The organism is Legionella wadsworthii DSM 21896 = ATCC 33877 (genome assembly GCF_000701265.1).
In the GTDB taxonomy this organism is placed as follows: domain Bacteria; phylum Pseudomonadota; class Gammaproteobacteria; order Legionellales; family Legionellaceae; genus Legionella; species Legionella wadsworthii.
This window is the reverse complement of record NZ_JNIA01000023.1, coordinates 210,071-227,271: the sequence shown is the minus strand read 5'-3', so window position 1 is coordinate 227,271 and position 17,201 is coordinate 210,071. Positions and strand designations below refer to the sequence as shown.

Sequence of the window (17,201 nt, the reverse complement as noted above, 5' to 3'; positions counted from 1 at the left end):
TTAATTTATCTAACTATTCCCCGGGTAGATTGGTTTAATGCATCAATCATTAAAACAACCTCAGGGCATTCCTTTTGCATCAATTCCAACTCGGCAACAGCTTGTTGTACAGTTAATCCTTTGCGGAAAATTATTTTATAAGCACGTCTTAAGTTATCAATCGCCTCTGAAGAAAATCCCCGCCTACGTAAACCAACGGTATTAATACCGCAGGCAGAGGTTGTATCTCCAGATATCATAAGATAAGGAAGGACATCTTTAGCGACATAAGAGGCTCTAGCAATAAAAGCGTAGGCACCTACATGGCAGAATTGGTGAACTGCCGCATACCCACCGATATTTGCATAATCACCGACGGTGACATGGCCCGATAATGCTGCATAGCTCACCAAAATAATTTGATTCCCAATCACGCAATCATGCCCAACATGAGAATAAGCCATAAAAAAATTTTTATTGCCGATGCGGGTAACACCACTTCCTTTAGCCGTACCACGACTAATCATACAATATTCACGAATGATGTTTTCGTCGCCTATTTCTAACCGTGTATATTCACCTTTGTAAGTAATATCTTGTGGTTCATCACCTACGGAAGCGAATTGAAAAATTTTATTATTTTTTCCTATCACCGTGGGCCCCTCAATTACTGCATAAGGACCTACCCAGGTATTTTCACCTATTTCTACATCTGCACCAATCACAGCCCCAGGACCTACTGATACCCCTTTTGCGAGTTTCGCACTGGGGTGAATTATTGCTCGTTCATCTATCACTTTTGAATTTCCTTTGCAGCACTTAATAAATCCGCAGTACAAGCCAATTTATCACCTACATAAGCTTCGCCATGTACACGCCAAAATTCTCTTTTTTTTGCGATTAGTTTTACTTCCAGGCGCAATTGATCTCCTGGAGTGACCACATGTTTAAATTTTGCATTATCAATGCCTGCAAAAAAATGCAAAATCCCCTCATTTTCTTCGGGAGTTTGAGAAAGCCCTACTAAAAGCCCACTTGTTTGAGCTAGTGCTTCCAGCATTAAAACCCCAGGCATAATGGGATTTTCTGGAAAATGGCCAGAAAAAAAACTTTCGTTTATGGACACATTTTTTATAGCTGTGATACTTTCAAAAGGTATGTAGTCAACAACCCTATCTACCAGAAGAAAGGGATAACGATGGGGCAAAATGCTAAAAATCTGTTTTATGTCTACAGGTTCACTCATACGTAATTTCTCGCTTAAATAAATATGCTTAGTGGTCCAAACGTAAGGCCCAAAGGAAAAAATATTATCCTGATTTAGCAGGTTTAAATCAATTATTAATTAAAAAACTTATTCTTCACCCCTATTGCTTACCTTCTTCTCTAAGGCACCTAACCTGATGATATAATCATCTAATCGTCGAAATCGTGCCGCATTTCGACGCCAACGACGATGTTCATGTACCAGCGTTCCTGATGAGTAAATACCGGATTTGGCCAAAGATTTACTTACTGTCGACATACCAGTAATGACGATATCATCTGCAATATGCACATGGGCTGCGATACAACTTGCACCGCCAATAATACAATCCGCACCAATCTGGACATAAGCGCCTACAGCGGCGCAACCCGCTATAATTGTGTTTTTCCCTACCAGTACATCGTGCGCAATCTGTACCAGATTATCAATACAAACCCCTTCCCCCAAATAAGTATCACTCAAAGAGCCTCTATCTATGACAGTATTTGCACCTATCTGCACCCTGTTTTCAATAATCACCGCACCTGCGTTATAGCCTGGGTGCCATTGGCCATGATCTTTTAAATAATTGAAAGGAGACGCACCAATAACACACCCTGAATGGATAAGAACATGACTACCTAAACGGCATCCGGAATGAATGACCACATTGTTTTCAATTTGTGTATTTTTATGAATTCTCACAGAAGATTCAATGACTGTATTGGCGCCTATTGTAACCCCATCTGCAATATGTACATTGTCATGAATGACACTAAAGGCACCTATTGATATATTGTGTCCTAACAGGGCAGATTCATGAACTACAGCGGTAGAATGAATGCCACGGCTTTGGTGATTAGGAACAGATAAAAGTCGGGCTGCCTGTCTCATGGCTTCTATAGGCTGCGATACTACAATGCAGTTTCCTGGAAACAGGGTTTGATGCTCTTCTTTAAGGATTACCGCACCTGCTGCAGATGTTTCTAAGGCCTCGCGCAATGCAGAATTATCATAATAAGCGACATCCACTGAAGTTGCACGGCTCAGGGAAGCATAACTAAAAATGGCGTGTTTGGCATTTCCATGCCACACGCCACCTAGATGATCTGCGAGTTCTTTTAGGGTCAGCAACGTTACATCGCCGATTAATTGATTGCTTTTGCAACTTTATCAGTGACATCAAGAGCAGTAGCACTGAAAGGCGCTGCATCTTTTTGTACAATCAAATCGTACTTGTCATCTTTAGCAACTTTTGCTATCGCAGCACGCACTTTTGCATACAATGCTTCCATTGCTTCATTATTAGCAGTGCTTAATTCTTGCTGGTATTGTTGGCCATCACGCTCAAATTGTTGTTGGGCACTTACAATTTTCTTTTCCATTTCTTTCTTTTGAGAGGCGCTTAATATTGCACTATCTCTTTTAAACTTCTCCATGTCCGCTTTAATGCCTGCTTCAACAGCTACCAGTTTGTCTCGACGTGGTTTGAAATCTTTCTCTAATTTCTTTTGAATTTCTTTAATTTGACTAGAAGTTTGCATGATTTTTTGCAAATCTACTACCCCAATTTTCGCTGCATCAGCAAATGCATTTGCACCAAATACGCTAAAAACAAAGGCCATTAATACCAAACCAAACCGCTTCATAACGAATCTCCTAAATTAAAGAGCATGATGCTAGCACAATTCGACAATGGTTGCGATATGTGTTAAGGGATTTTCAAAAATTTTCTCCTCATGGAAAGCTGAGATAAATTCCCCCTCTCTATAGAGAGGGTAAGAATAAAAATATATGCGATTAGAACCCTGAGGATAAAGCAAATTGGAACAATTGCTTTTGATCGAACGGTTGTGGATTCAATGCCTTGGCGATGCTAAACGCCAATGGACCAAAAGGTGAACGCCACTCGAGAGAAAGACCTGCGGAATATCTTATAGGTCCTTCATATTTTCCAGTTAATTCAGGCAAAGTATTCACAGCAAAAACGTTACCTGCATCTACGAAAGCTGTTGTTCGCACATTGTCCCGGCTCAAGGGATAGGGCAATATAATTCCTGCCGTTCCGCTGAGTAATAAGTTACCACCCACTGAATTACGGAAATTATCTAATGGTCCTAAAGAGTAGCTGTCAAATCCTCGTACCTGACCAGGTTGTGCGGTACCCCCTGCATAATAATTTTCGAAAAATGGCAAGCCGTTATTATTAAAAGAGTTCCCATATCCGGCAAACCCTTGCAAAGAAAAAATCCACCCACGTGCAATAGGTTGATACATTCTCGCTTGATAAGATCCTTTATAATAGGATAGTGAATTGGATGAAGCAGGAAGGGCAATCACTCCCGACAATTGTTGGTTTATTCCCCGGGTAGGATAAGGAAATTGGTCATAACTATTTCGATTCCATCCAGTAGACAAGCGAACTTCTTGGAAATGTGTTCCATAGATGTCCACAAAATTCTTAATGGGAACTACGTTTCCAACAGTTTTGATTTCTACATCTTGATAACCATATCCCAATTGCCATCTGCTTCTTTCCCCAAGGGGTATGCTGTAGTTCACATCCCCTCCAAAACGATTGGAGCTGTATGTACTTACATTGAGATTTCTAGGATCAACACGGGCATAATATAAGTTAAGACCACGACCAATCCCAGTGTCGGTATAAAATGGATTGTAATAATTTATTGTGTAGTCTTGACCCCATTTACTCGCAGTAAACGCAGCCCCCATTGAGCGCCCCGTTCCCATGAAGTTATGCTGGTTAATGGAGGCATTTAATTGGTAACCATTGGTACCATATCCAACAGATGCACTTGCTTCTGCAGAGGGCGCTTCTTCAACTTGTACATCTAAATCAACCTGATTATTTTCTTCGGTGACTGGCGTGGTCTTCACGTCAACGTTTTTTAAATAACCAAGTAAACGTAATTGCCGCTCAGATTCTTTGATATTGTGTAAAGAGAGTAATCCTCCCTCATCCTGGCGAATGACACTCCTTAAGACATAATCACTCGTTTTCGTATTGCCGTGAAATTTAATACGGCGCACATAAACATGACGGCCAGGCTGTACAATAAAAGTTATAAAAACTGTTTTGTTTTCCTCATCAATTTGAGGATCTGCATTTATTGCAGGGAATCCATAACCGACATCACCTAAGGCCAGCCCAATAGCTGAAATGGAGTCAGTTACCTTTTTGCGTGAAAAAACTGAACCCTGTTTGACTTGAATCAGAGAATTGATTTTTTCCGGTGGCAAAATGGGTTTACCAACTACTTTGTAACCTGCAAAATGATACTGAGGCCCCTCTTCGATATGAACATTAATATAAACATCTTTTCTATCAGGCGATAACAACACTTGAGAGGAAATAATTTTAAATTTTAAATAGCCTCTATCCATGTAAAAAGAACGTAAGGCTTCTAAAGAGGCATCCATACCTGACTTGGTGTATTGATCCTTTTTTGTGAAATAAGTAAAGATTCCTGACTTGGATAAGGCAAACTCAGGCAATAATTCATTTGTAGAAAAATCATGGTTGCCTATGATTTTAATTTGTTTAATCCGCGAGACTCGCCCTTCAGAGATGGTCACTGTAATGCCAACACGATTATCTGTTAAAGGCGTGACGCGTGTTTCAATGCGCGCATTGTATTTCCCTCTTGCGCTATAGGCTTGTTTTAGCTCCTTTTCCAAACGCTCTAAAGTAGAGGTTTGAAAAACTCGTCCCTTAACCAAACCCATCTCTTTCAGGAAATCTTTCATTTTGTCACTCGGAATTTCCTTATTTCCTACGACACTTATAGAACCGATAGTTTCCCTTTCAACTACATTTACAATTAAAACATTGCCCTGGCGTTCTAATGAAACAGACTGAAAGAAACCGGTATCGTAAAGAGTTTTAATAATCTCAGCAGTTGATTCTGGCCCAATTTCCTCTCCAACTTGGACAGGAATATAATTGAGTACTGTACCCGTAGAAACACGTTTCAGTCCAGTCACTTTGATACTGCGAACAACAAAAGTATCTGCTGCGATTGTTTGTGTAGACCAAGCGATTAGCGAGGAACAACAAACACCTAATATTAATTTACTACTGATTTTTTTCATTATTATTTTACGCCCAGTACTACGTGTACTTTTAATACTCAAACTCTGTACACCAAAAATTGAAACACTTTTTATAGGAAGTAGAAACTACTGTCAAGTTTTTGTTCCTTGGCTTTGCCAATACTTTGCGATTGTGTGATCGATTAATTAGTATCCACTATCCAGCAAGTCTCGATAAATCATTGGTCAATGCGATAAACATCAAAGCGGCTAATATCATTAATCCCAAATAAGCTCCTGCTGATTTTAAGCTATCAGACACAGGCTTACGGAGAATAGCTTCTAAAACATAATAAAATAAATGCCCGCCATCCAGCATGGGAATAGGTAATAAATTCAATGCCCCCAAACTGATGCTGACCAAGGCTAGAAAAAATAAGTAGGATGTTAATCCACTGCGGCCAGAATCACCAGCCCCTTGTGCAATGCCTACAGGGCCGCTGATGCTATTTAATCCCAACTTACCTGTCACTAATCTACCCATCAAAATAAATGTAGTACCAGTAAGTTGCACTGTTTGTTTCAACGCTGTGCCAAGGGCGGTTATGGGATCTTGCCTTTCCAACCGTAACCAGTGGGCTGGCCAATTAACTTTTTGAGAACGTACTCCTAAAAACCCTTCAATTTTCCCTTTATTTTCTTGACTCCCAGCTTGTACGGCAAGTTTTTGTATGCTGCCTACTCTGTTAATGGATAAAATCATTTTTTTATCGGGATGCACTTGTACATAATCCACTAAAAAAAGCCAATCATTAAAAGACTTTCCATCAACACTCAAAATTTTGTCACCATTTTGTAATCCTGCCTTTGCTGCCGGAGAATTAGGTATTACTTCACCTACTATTGGAGGTATAGAAGGGATAAAGGGTTCAATGCCAAGGCTTAGGAGCGGGTCGGGTTTTTTACTATCCAAGTTCCAATTGTTCAAAGGTAAAGAAACCTGTCGTTGATGACCATTTTTTAAGGACTTCAGCGTTAATTGTATGGTTTCCCCTGAACCAACAAGAGGCATAATCGCATATTGGAAATCTCTCCAGCTGTTTATTTTTGTATCATTTAAAGCAACAATTTCTTCATTAGATTTTATTCCAGCATATGCTGCAATACTATTTGGCTTCACTGCTTCAATCATAGGTGCTAAAGATTGCATCCCAATAACCAGCACGCACCATAAAGCGACAAAAGCAAAAATAAAATTAAAAAAAGGACCAGCAAGTACTATTGCAGCTCTTTTCCAGAGCGACTGATTATTAAAAGCCAGATGACGTTCATTTTCGGGAACATCTCCTTCGGATTCATCGAGCATTTTGACATAACCACCCAAAGGCAAGAGAGACCAGGCATATTCCGTTCCTTTTTTATCTCGCCAACGCGCAAGCACAGGCCCGAAACCAAAAGAAAAACGCAGTACTTTCACACCGCACCAACGCGCTACCTGAAAATGGCCATATTCATGTATGGTAACTAACAAGACTAACGCCAAAAGAAAATACAGCAATGTTGAAAGCATAGTGCTATCCCCAATGAAGTAATAATCGAAAAAATTTATTTTTAAATTTTCGATAACTTAGGTATATGATCACTCTTGCAAACTTGTGATGAACATCCCTCGAGCATTTATATCACTTTGTACCAGGTAACTACCCCAGTGGATAATTAAAAGTAGATCCAAAGTAAAATATAGGTAAAGCTGCAATTAAACTATCCAATCGATCTAAAATACCCCCATGACCAGGTATAATGGCACCCGTATCTTTTAAATGACAACGACGCTTCAATATACTGATGAATAAATCACCAAAGATCGCAATAATTATAGTATATAAGGCTAAAAGGAACCAATTAACTATAGCGACAGGATGAAAATAAGCGTATCCACCCCAAGCAATGAGCATGGACAAAACAATTCCTCCCAATACTCCTTCCCAAGTTTTTCCTGGACTCACTTGAGGAATTAATTTGTGTTTGCCCATGAGCTTACCACTTAGATAAGCTCCAGTATCTGAAACCCATATTAAAAATAACAAATAAACTAATAAAGCTTTACCTTGAGGCAAAGTATATAAATGAATGAGGCTTTGCACAAATAAAGGTAAAAGCAGCAAACATAAACCCGCAACAATGACAGGATACCCCCAATATTTTTGTGAGGCTGGAAAGGTTAGAATAGCCAAAACATTTAAAAACCAAATAACTAATCCGATATATAACCAATAAGTAAAAAAATAGCCGCATGCCCACAAAAACGTAAGCATCAAAACCAAAAATCCAACGCGCAGAATCCAATTTTCCAAGGGGATGAGCTGGAAACACTCTTTAATTGCAGCAAGATAAATCAGTAAAACAATTCCAGCCAAAACCCACTGATTTCCAAAAAAAATAAGCCATAAAACTAAGGGTACTAAAATCAATGTTGTAATCAAACGTTGTAAAAACATATTTTTGCCTTAGTGTTATATTAGAAAATTTGTCCAAATCTTCTTTTTCTTTTATGAAAAGAAGCTAAAGCCAGTTCAAACTCGGGTTCTCCAAAGTCTGGCCAGTGAACTTCGCTAAAATAGAGCTCTGTATAAGCAAGTTGCCAGAGAAAGAAATTACTTATCCGCAGTTCCCCGCTAGTACGAATAAATAAATCGGGATCAGGTAAACCTGCAGTATCTAAACAAAGTGCGAAATTGGTCTCATTTATCTCATCTATAGATAGTTCACCATCTAAAACCAGGCGGGCTATTTTTTTTGTCGCATTCACTACATCCCATTTACCACCGTAGTTGACCACAACATTTAAAATTAATTGATCATTATTTTGAGTTAAAAGCTCAGCCTCTCGCATCTGTTTCTGCAACATAGGAGAAAGCAAACTTCGATCCCCGGTAAACCGCATACGGATGCCATGCTGGTTTAATTCCGGGAGTTCTTTTTGTAAAGAATCTAAAAATAATTCCATTAAAAAGTTAACTTCCTCTGCAGGTCTAGACCAATTTTCAGAACTGAAAGCAAATAAACTGAGACAAGGAATTTTTTTGGTCATACAGCAGCGGATCATCGCCTTGACAGATTCAACTCCTGCTTTATGACCTTCAATACGCGGCAGCCCTCTACTTTCAGCCCAACGACCGTTGCCATCCATAATAATGGCCACATGCTGAGGAATTTTTTGTTTCAAAACTACGCATCCAAATTAAATAAATAGTGCATAGTCTAACCTCTTTAATACAGAAATGTCACTATTCAACCATGATGAGTTAATTGAGAGTCTTCATATTAAAACAAGTAAAGTTAAAAACCGCCAAAGATTTTATAGGTGCCCGTGAATGATTACGGAATACAGAATAATTCATGTATAATTTGATTCATTCAAATTACCGATTAGATTTTGTGGAGAGCTTTTATGCAAAAGAAATCACCCTTAGTGCTCATGATCTTGGATGGCTGGGGGTATAACGAAAATAATAAGCATAATGCAATTGCGCAAGCCCATACCCCTCAATGGGATGAATGGTGGGAACAATGCCCGCATATTCTTTTACAAGCCTCCGGATACTCTGTCGGATTACCTGACGCGCAAATGGGTAATTCTGAAGTAGGCCACATGCATATTGGTGCCGGAAGAGTCATTCAACAAGATTTTACTCGCATTAATGACAGTATAAAAAGTGGGGAATTCTTCCATAACCCCGTATTCAATGAAGTCATTGAGACATTAAAGAAATCAGGGAAATCACTGCACCTCATAGGCCTATTTTCTCCAGGAGGTGTTCACAGCCATGAGGAACATTTATTTGCGCTACTTAAGTTATGCGCACAACATCATTTTAACTCAATTTATTTACATTTATTTTTAGATGGTCGAGATACCCCGCCCCAAAGTGCATTACAAAGTGTGGAACGCCTTAAAACTGAGCTAAAAACCTACCCAGTGGCACGAGTGTGCTCCATTAGCGGACGCTATTATGCTATGGATAGAGACAATCGTTGGGAAAGAATTGAACCAGTTTACCAATTAATCACTGAGGGTTTAAGTGATCTCTATTTTTCGGATGCAGAGACAGCAATCAAGTATTATTACAAACAAAATTTATCCGATGAGTTTATTCCGCCTAGCCGTATCGGCGAAATAAAAACAATTGAAGATGGAGATGCCGTATTATTTTTTAATTTTCGTGCAGATAGGGCACGACAATTAACTACTGCTTTTGTTGATCGTGATTTTGAAAAATTTCCCCGGGCAGCCATACCAAAATTATCTTATTTTGTCAGCATGACTCAATATGATAAAAATTTAGCGACTACCGAAGCCTTTCCCTCAATACCTTTAAATAATACCTTAGGGGAAGTACTCGCCAATCATGGATTAAGTCAATTACGTATTGCAGAAACTGAAAAATATGCCCATGTGACTTTTTTCTTTAATGGAGGAAAGGAACATGTTTTTAACCTGGAACAACGAATACTAATTCCGTCACCTAAGGTTGCCACCTATAATTTACAACCTGAAATGAGCGCACCACAATTGACGGAGGCTTTGGTAGAAGCAATTGAGGATCAAACTTATAATGTCATCATTTGTAATTATGCCAATGCGGATATGGTGGGACATAGTGGTGATTTTAAAGCGACTCTAAAGGCAATAGAATGCCTGGATCTATGTATGAGCAAAGTCTGGCAGGCCCTGGAAAAACAAGGGGGAAAGCTGCTCATCACTGCTGATCATGGCAATGCTGAAGAAATGTTTGATGAAACAACACACCAAGCACATACTGCTCATACGAGCGAGCCCGTACCCTTGGTGTATGTGGGAGGAGGCTGGCATTTTGCCCGTACTGAAGGCAGCTTAACAGATATTGCACCCACAATACTGAGCTTGCTGGGAATTTCTCCGCCAAGGGAAATGACAGGATTAAAATTGTTAGAAAAAAACACACATGAATAAATGGACTGATATAATTTATTTTAATTTATCTTACCCTAATTTAATTCATCCCTGCGTTCAATCCCTAAAAAAATTCAGTGATAAATTAAATGTTCATAGAAAGCGACATTTTGGCTATTCTTTCTTAGGGTTCATTTTTTATACGTTTTTATATTTGGAGGCACATGCAACGCCAACACCTTCTGTAGCCCAAGCACAAAACAAAATGAAACAATTGGATGCACAGATAAATAGTCTCCAACAAAATTTAAACTCGGCGCATAACAAGCAGGAACTATTAAATAAAGAATTATCGGAGACTGAAAAGCAGATCGGGGTTGGGGTTCGCAAGTTACGCGACATACAAGTGGATATAAAGAATAAAGAAAATAAAATTTCTGATCTACAGAAGCAAGTCAATCAATTAAATGAACAATTGAGCAAGCAACAACAATTATTGGCAAATCATGTCCGAGCCCGCTATCAAATGGGTGAATATCAACCGCTTAAATTAATACTCAACCAAGATGATCCGAATCAAATTAGTCGAATTTTAACTTATTACCAATACATCATTAAATCACGACAACAATTAATTGAAAGAATTGACACAACCAAAGGAAGTTTGGGCGAAAGCAAAGAAAAACTGAGAACAGAACTGGTTGCCAACCAACAGCTTAAGGATTCCCTGACCCAGCATCAGCAACAGCTGCAACAAAATAAAAGTTATCATACACAACTCATCAACACTTTAAATCAGGAAATACAAGACAAACAAAATACATTGCGGGACGTGCGAAAAAATAAAGAAAATTTAGCGCGTCTATTGAAGTCATTAACCCAACAAAGTATGTCGCCGGCGAGCAAACCTATGAACCCGACGCATAAAGCATTTAGTCAAATGCGCAAAAAATTGCCGCTTCCGATCCAGAACACTGGCCGTTCTTTTCGTAAAATGAATCAGGGGGTGACATTTTTTGCCGAAGAAGGAACGGTAGTTACCGCCGTTTATCCAGGCAAAGTAGTGTTTAGCGATTGGTTAAAAGGATATGGTTTATTGCTTATCATTGATCATGGACAAGGATTTATGACTTTATATGCTCATAATCAATCTTTATTTAAAAGCAAAGGTCAATATGTAGTTCAAAATGAACAAATTGCAAGTGTTGGACATAGCGGCGGAATTAAACAAAACGGTCTATACTTTGAGATAAGATTAAGGGGAAAAGCAATTCCACCACTTAGCTGGTTGTTCTAAGTAAAACTCTGGCACCTTAATTGCATCTCAATAATTATAATAAAGGAAGATGGCTGATTTTGTAGCCTTGCATCTGAGGAGATCGCTATGTTGACAAGAAAACTATATCCCCGCTCGCTTGCGGTAGTATACGCGTTTACTCTCATGTTGCCTCTCACAAGCTATGCGGACGATGAGGCAAATACAGATCCTTCTACGAGCTCAAGTACTTCAAAGGCAGTTCCCTTAGAAGATGTTCAAAGATTTTCCAATGCGATTGGGGAAATTAAAAAATATTATGTCAAACCTATTGATGATAAGGAACTTTTTGATAATGCCATACGCGGCATGCTCAATGGACTTGACCCTCATTCCAGTTATTTGGATGAAGATGAATTTAAAGAACTGCAAACTTCAACTAGCGGTGAATTTGGGGGGTTGGGCTTAGAAGTCACTATGGAAGAAGGTGTGGTTAAAGTGGTTACTCCTCTTGTGGATACTCCAGCCTTTAAAGCAGGCATCAAATCAGGGGACTATATTATTAAGCTAGGCCAAGACTCAGTTCAAGGCCTCACTTTGAAAGATGCGGTCAACATGATGCGTGGTAAAGCTGGTAGTACCATCCAGTTGACTGTATTACGTAAAGGAGCGAACAAACCGCTTACCTTCGATTTGATTCGAGAAGTCATTCAAATCAAAAGCGTACAAAGTAAATTGCTAGCCCCTGGCTATGGGTACATTCGATTAACTCAATTCCAGGCATTAACAGGAAAAGATATGTTGCAAGCGATAGAAAGGCTCAAACAACAGTCTGGAGGAAATTTAAAGGGCTTGGTATTGGATTTACGCAACAACCCAGGAGGATTGCTTGATTCAGCCATCCAAGTTTCCGATGCATTTCTTGGAAAAGATAAATCAGGGAAACCAGAAACAATTGTTTCAACAAAAGGCCGCTTGCCTGGTTCGGATTTCACCGCTTTATCTAAAGGTATCGATGTGTTGCATAATGCACCCATGGTAGTTCTCATTAACAATGGTTCTGCATCTGCTGCCGAAATTGTGGCCGGTGCGCTTAAAGACAACAAAAGAGCTGTGATACTCGGTACCACAAGCTTTGGGAAAGGTTCAGTGCAAACTGTACTGCCACTGGATGATAAAACTGGAATTAAACTCACTACAGCTCTTTATTACACCCCAGCAGGAACATCAATTCAAGCTCAAGGAATTATACCTGATATCGTGGTGAACGAGTTAGAAATTCCTAAAAACGTTGCCTCTAAGCAATCGGAGCTATCCGGTTTTAGCGAGGCCAGTCTAAATGGACACATTCTCAATAAAAACAATCAGGAAGCGACTAAAGCTAAAAATGCTAAAGCGCTAATTGATGATTTAATGCATAATGATTATCAACTCTATGCTGCTTTAACTGTTTTAGAAGGAATGGCTCTAGCTAATAGATAATTTGCTAAAAAACTTGTGAATAGAATCTCTGGGTTAAGGTCACCGCCTAACCCAGGACCTTTTTTAGCAAACAGTAATTTAGAAAATTAAATTATGCTGTAAGTATTTGCCTCTTATAAGAAACCCCTTTATCACTCAAGTGAAAAGGTCCCATAACGCCAGTTCCTGCACCCAGGGCCAATAAATGCGTTGCAATGTCTTCACTAGAAAAATCCGAATGAGTTTTCAAAGAGAGAATGGCACTTTGATGCACCAAATGGAAGATGTCAAAAGCATATCCTGCTTCACTTACAGGGTTGCTAAAATATTCTTGTTTAAATTGCGCAATAAATTCTGGTTTACTGGATTGTGTCAGAATAGCAGCTCTTTGATGATTTGGACTCTCAGATTTAAAATTATTCATACCATCCGTAAAGAGCGATTCCTCAGTGAGGCAAAAATGAAGCAATTTGTTCTTTTTTGCTAAAGGGGCGACTAACTCCCCGCTTTCAGATCCTTCAGTGAGTAGGACATTAATATGATGGGCATCAATAAATTTCTGTAGTGTGCTTGCTGCATTTGCTTGGTTGGACGTGTTATCCAAGGTATAAAATTCATAGTGGATGTCTTGAGACTTGAGTTGATCCCGTGCAATTTCCATTGCACCTAACATATTCCTGCCGATAAAAGCAGATTTACTTGAAAAAGGCGCATAAATACCCACATTGATGGTCATTTTATTTTTAGGCTCACCTGCATTCAAATCCGCCGCGGCACAACAAATATTTACAGGGAGTAAAATAAAAAGCATTCCTAAAAAAGCATAAGTCTTTGAGAAAAAATGGTTCATGTTCATCATTCCTATTTGATATGACTTTTACATTGAAAAAATCAACTCAAGTCTCCAAGACCTCTTTTTGTTGCAGGTCCAATTCTCACTCCATCAAAACAGTCCCAATGGACTCAAAATTTATTTTGCTATGAATGGTATCTAAATACAATGGTTGGGGTTTAACAATAAGTGTGCGATAATCCCTCAAAAATGACTCATTTTAGAATACAATGAACTATATTAAATCAATTGCTCTTTTAGCTGGGCTACTGCTCTCCCCTTTTGCTCAAGCAAATGTTTCGTCCTACTTTGATCAAATCAAAAGCGAACCTAATGACTTATATGCTTTTTTGAAAAAAATGCCTAAAGGTGGAGAGTTGCATTACCATTTAGCGGGAGGTGCTTATCCAGAAATCATGCTTGAGCTGGCAACAAAAGAAAATTATTGTTTAAATACAACTACCAAAGCGGTTAGTAAAACTAACTCGGTATGCCATGGGGTGAATACAAAAGATCTGCTGAATCACCCTGAACTCTATGCAAGTGTGATAAGAAGCTGGTCGATGAAAGATTTTGTTCCATTTAAAGAATCAGGACATGATCATTTTTTTAATTCATTTTTTAAGTTCAATACCATTGTTGCAGACCATCAGGCCGAACTGATTGCTTCGGTGTTAAAAACTGCCGCTCAGCAAAACGAACTATATATGGAATTAATGGTTTTACCGGATAATGCTCATTCGACCCACTTCGGCGATATGCTTAAAGCAACCAAGTCCTTTAGCGAAAAAAGAAAAATTTTATTGGCAAATCAGGATTTCCAAAGCAATGTGAATTATACGGCAGTAGAAGCAAATCGAATGTTAAAACGGGCACGCCATGAGTTAGGCTGTGACCTTAACCCAGGAAAAAAAGCATGTCAAATAACTGTAAAATTTTTATACTATTCCCTCAGGGAGCAGTCGTTCGATAATCTGTTTGCACAAACATTAAATGCCTTTGAGGCTGTAGCCCAATCGATGGCAGAGAAAGGAGTTCTGGTTGGGGTGAACTTGGTGCAACCGGAAGATGGTCTCATATCACTTCGCGACTATCGTAAACAGATGCAACTATATCAGTATTTTCATAAGTTTTATCCACAAGTGAATATTGCATTGCATGCAGGTGAATTAACTCAGGAAATTGTCACTCCCGAAGATTTGGATTTTCACATTCATGATGCACTCTTTATAGGCCAAGCCCAAAGAATTGGTCATGGAGTTTCCATTGCTTCTGAAAACAAGTTAAAAGATACTTTGAACTATATGTCCAAGCATCATAAGGCAGTAGAAATTAATTTAGTCAGTAATATTAAAATATTAAAGGTTGATGGTCGTAGTCACCCCTTAAATTTTTATCTGAAACACCATGTCCCTGTCGTTTTATCTACTGATGATGAAGGCATCTTGCGCACAAATTTAACCCAACAGTATGTAAAAGCAGTATTAAATCATCATTTAGATTATCAAACCATAAAGCAGATCAATAGAAATGCGCTCACCTATGCATTTATACCCGGAATCAGTATTTGGTCGGATACAGATAAAGCCTTATTAGTCGATGATTGTCATGATTTAGAAAGCAAAAGCTGTCAGGAATTTATCAAAACAAGCGAAAAAGCCAAATTACAGTGGACGCTGGAGAAAAAAATGAAAGCTTTTGAAAGTACGTTTTAAAAGTTATGGTTTGTACACGGAGGTTGCATGCCCTTGCAGATACTTTCTGGATCCCGTGGACAAGCCACGGGACGTAGGCAGCCTGACCCGGGGGTTATACACATCGGTTCAGATTGAACCGAGATTAATAAGCCACAAGATATTGTAGAATTATTAACTCACTTCAATCTTCTGAAGATTGTAAGGTTTTCTGATTCATTTTAACTACGCCCCGTGGCTTGTCCACGGGATCCAGTGTTTTGCAATTTCTGGATCCTTTGGACAAGCAACAGGGTCCTCTAGTGCGAGGAATCAAACCTGGAATGGATCGCGTAATATAATTGTCGAATTCCGTTCTGGGCCAGTAGATAAAATATCAATCGGTACCTTAAGCAGCTGTTCTATTCGTTTTAAATAGGCAAGTGCATTTGCAGGTAAATCCTTCATATTGGTTATATCTGCAGTGGATTCTGTCCAACCCGGCATTTCCTCATAAACAGGCTCTATGCCCTGGAAATCAGCAGCGGCCTGAGGCGGACGAGAAAGCAAATTACCGTTTTCATCTTTATATGCCACAGCAATACGCAGCACATCCAAATTATCTAAAACATCCAGTTTTGTAAGACATAAACCTGTAATGCTATTTAACTCAATAGAATGCTTGAGCAAAACTGCATCAAACCAGCCACAACGTCTGGGCCTTCCGGTCACAGCGCCAAACTCTTGTCCTCGCTCTGCAATTTGTCTTCCGACATCATCAAAAAGCTCTGTTGGAAACGGCCCACCTCCAACTCGGGTTGTATAGGCTTTAGTAATACCTAAAACATAATCCAGGTATTTCGGACCAAATCCTGCACCATTAATGACAGATCCCACACAGGTATTTGATGAAGTCACAAAAGGGTAAGTACCATGATCAATATCCAAATAAACCCCTTGGGCTCCCTCGAATAAAATATTGTCTCCCTTTTCCCTGTGCTCATGCAAACAGGCAGACACATCGCATACCATTGGCCTTAATTCTTCTGCCCAATGTAATGCAGAATCCAATATCGAATCAAAGTCGATAGCAGGCTGCTTGTAATATTGCGTTAGAATAAAATTATAGAAATCCAACAGTTCTTCTAATTTTTTCTCGAAACGCTCAGGATGAAATAAATCATTGACTTTCAAGGCACGTCGAGCAACCTTGTCTTCATAGGCTGGTCCTATACCGCGGCCAGTCGTACCAATCGCTGAATTGCCCATGTAGGCTTCCCGAGCCTTATCCATGGCGACATGAAAAGGAAGGATTAGAGGACAAGCCGCACTAATACGTAAACGCGAACGAACATCCACCCCGCTTTGCTCCAATTCTTTAATTTCTCCAAGTAGGGCATCTGGTGACAGAACGACTCCGTTTGCGATATAACAACGCACGTGTGGTCTTAACATACCGGATGGAATAAGACGCAGAACGGTTTTTACCCCATTAATTTTTAAGGTGTGGCCGGCATTATGACCGCCTTGATAACGAACAACAACCCGTGCATCTTGCGTCAATAAATCGACAATTTTACCCTTGCCTTCATCGCCCCACTGCGTTCCTAAAACAACAACGTTTTTACCCATGATCTACTCTTAATTTGCAAAATGCTATTCGCTGCTCTATTGAAAATTGCTGAAACCCATTTCAACTAAATATTAACTACTCGCCAAATTCTGTTCAGAATCCCAAAGGTGGCCAAAAAAATATTCTGAAAAAGTTC

The 17,201-nt window shown here is 39.3% G+C and carries 14 protein-coding genes; 4 read left to right on the top strand and 10 right to left on the bottom strand.

Going from position 1 to position 17,201, the window contains the following annotated elements:
• Window positions 1-5: 5 nt before the first annotated feature.
• From lpxA to uppS, 8 genes are all read right to left on the bottom strand, one after another.
• The gene (lpxA, locus tag BU07_RS0103325; protein WP_031563695.1) at window positions 6-776 is read right to left on the bottom strand and encodes an acyl-ACP--UDP-N-acetylglucosamine O-acyltransferase; all 771 of its coding nucleotides are present in this window, start codon (window positions 774-776) and stop codon (window positions 6-8) included.
• Window positions 773-1,225 carry a 3-hydroxyacyl-ACP dehydratase FabZ gene (fabZ, locus tag BU07_RS0103320; RefSeq protein ID WP_031563694.1) on the bottom strand — a complete coding sequence of 151 codons (453 nt, stop codon included), beginning with the start codon at window positions 1,223-1,225 and terminating at the stop codon, window positions 773-775. Before fabZ ends, lpxA begins: the two co-directional genes overlap by 4 nt.
• A 108-nt stretch (window positions 1,226-1,333) precedes the next feature.
• A complete protein-coding gene (gene lpxD / locus BU07_RS0103315; RefSeq protein WP_031563693.1) occupies window positions 1,334-2,359 on the bottom strand; it encodes a UDP-3-O-(3-hydroxymyristoyl)glucosamine N-acyltransferase in 1,026 nt (341 codons plus the stop codon).
• Between the two features lie 14 nt (window positions 2,360-2,373).
• Entirely contained in the window at window positions 2,374-2,874 is a 501-nt protein-coding gene (locus BU07_RS0103310; protein WP_031563692.1) for an OmpH/Skp family outer membrane protein, read from the bottom strand.
• Between the two features lie 151 nt (window positions 2,875-3,025).
• Window positions 3,026-5,338, bottom strand: a complete 2,313-nt coding sequence (gene bamA, locus BU07_RS0103305) for an outer membrane protein assembly factor BamA (RefSeq protein ID WP_031563691.1) — start codon at window positions 5,336-5,338, stop codon at window positions 3,026-3,028.
• A gap of 157 nt (window positions 5,339-5,495) precedes the next feature.
• A complete protein-coding gene (rseP, locus tag BU07_RS0103300; protein WP_031563690.1) occupies window positions 5,496-6,848 on the bottom strand; it encodes an RIP metalloprotease RseP in 1,353 nt (450 codons plus the stop codon).
• A 130-nt stretch (window positions 6,849-6,978) separates the two neighbouring features.
• Complete coding sequence (locus BU07_RS0103295) at window positions 6,979-7,776, bottom strand: phosphatidate cytidylyltransferase (RefSeq protein ID WP_031563689.1); 798 nt, start codon at window positions 7,774-7,776, stop codon at window positions 6,979-6,981.
• Window positions 7,777-7,796: 20 nt separating this feature from the next.
• The gene (gene uppS, locus BU07_RS0103290) at window positions 7,797-8,504 is read right to left on the bottom strand and encodes a polyprenyl diphosphate synthase (protein ID WP_031563688.1); all 708 of its coding nucleotides are present in this window, start codon (window positions 8,502-8,504) and stop codon (window positions 7,797-7,799) included.
• 225 nt (window positions 8,505-8,729) lie between these two features.
• Between uppS and gpmI the strand changes: the two genes are divergently transcribed.
• From gpmI to BU07_RS0103275, 3 genes are all read left to right on the top strand, one after another.
• The gene (gene gpmI / locus BU07_RS0103285) at window positions 8,730-10,271 is read left to right on the top strand and encodes a 2,3-bisphosphoglycerate-independent phosphoglycerate mutase (protein WP_031563686.1); all 1,542 of its coding nucleotides are present in this window, start codon (window positions 8,730-8,732) and stop codon (window positions 10,269-10,271) included.
• Entirely contained in the window at window positions 10,264-11,508 is a 1,245-nt protein-coding gene (locus BU07_RS0103280) for a murein hydrolase activator EnvC family protein (protein ID WP_084157782.1), read from the top strand. Before gpmI ends, BU07_RS0103280 begins: the two co-directional genes overlap by 8 nt.
• An 87-nt stretch (window positions 11,509-11,595) precedes the next feature.
• Window positions 11,596-12,948: a S41 family peptidase gene (locus BU07_RS0103275; RefSeq protein ID WP_031563683.1), complete on the top strand. Its 1,353-nt coding sequence runs from the start codon at window positions 11,596-11,598 to the stop codon at window positions 12,946-12,948.
• 91 nt (window positions 12,949-13,039) lie between these two features.
• Here the strand turns inward: BU07_RS0103275 and BU07_RS0103270 are convergent, their stop codons facing one another.
• On the bottom strand, window positions 13,040-13,777 hold the full coding sequence (locus BU07_RS0103270; protein ID WP_031563682.1) for a type 1 periplasmic-binding domain-containing protein: 738 nt from the start codon (window positions 13,775-13,777) through the stop codon (window positions 13,040-13,042).
• 212 nt (window positions 13,778-13,989) lie between these two features.
• Between BU07_RS0103270 and BU07_RS0103265 the strand changes: the two genes are divergently transcribed.
• Window positions 13,990-15,474 (top strand): adenosine deaminase family protein, encoded by a 1,485-nt coding sequence (locus BU07_RS0103265; protein WP_031563681.1) that lies wholly within the window; start codon window positions 13,990-13,992, stop codon window positions 15,472-15,474.
• 291 nt (window positions 15,475-15,765) lie between these two features.
• On the opposite strand, the gene BU07_RS0103260 is transcribed toward BU07_RS0103265, so the two are convergent.
• The gene (locus tag BU07_RS0103260; RefSeq protein ID WP_031563680.1) at window positions 15,766-17,064 is read right to left on the bottom strand and encodes an adenylosuccinate synthase; all 1,299 of its coding nucleotides are present in this window, start codon (window positions 17,062-17,064) and stop codon (window positions 15,766-15,768) included.
• Between the last annotated feature and the right edge of the window lie 137 nt (window positions 17,065-17,201).

Bases quoted from the DNA above. Each gene is read 5' to 3' on its own strand.
- fabZ (WP_031563694.1), bottom strand. From the start codon at position 1,225: ATGAGTGAACCTGTAGACATAAAACAGATTTTTAGCATTTTGCCCCAT.
- BU07_RS0103310 (WP_031563692.1), bottom strand. From the start codon at position 2,874: ATGAAGCGGTTTGGTTTGGTATTAATGGCCTTTGTTTTTAGCGTATTT.
- bamA (WP_031563691.1), bottom strand. From the start codon at position 5,338: ATGAAAAAAATCAGTAGTAAATTAATATTAGGTGTTTGTTGTTCCTCG.
- rseP (WP_031563690.1), bottom strand. From the start codon at position 6,848: ATGCTTTCAACATTGCTGTATTTTCTTTTGGCGTTAGTCTTGTTAGTT.
- BU07_RS0103295 (WP_031563689.1), bottom strand. From the start codon at position 7,776: ATGTTTTTACAACGTTTGATTACAACATTGATTTTAGTACCCTTAGTT.
- gpmI (WP_031563686.1), top strand. From the start codon at position 8,730: ATGCAAAAGAAATCACCCTTAGTGCTCATGATCTTGGATGGCTGGGGG.
- BU07_RS0103280 (WP_084157782.1), top strand. From the start codon at position 10,264: ATGAATAAATGGACTGATATAATTTATTTTAATTTATCTTACCCTAAT.
- BU07_RS0103275 (WP_031563683.1), top strand. From the start codon at position 11,596: ATGTTGACAAGAAAACTATATCCCCGCTCGCTTGCGGTAGTATACGCG.
- BU07_RS0103270 (WP_031563682.1), bottom strand. From the start codon at position 13,777: ATGAACCATTTTTTCTCAAAGACTTATGCTTTTTTAGGAATGCTTTTT.
- BU07_RS0103265 (WP_031563681.1), top strand. From the start codon at position 13,990: ATGAACTATATTAAATCAATTGCTCTTTTAGCTGGGCTACTGCTCTCC.
- BU07_RS0103260 (WP_031563680.1), bottom strand. From the start codon at position 17,064: ATGGGTAAAAACGTTGTTGTTTTAGGAACGCAGTGGGGCGATGAAGGC.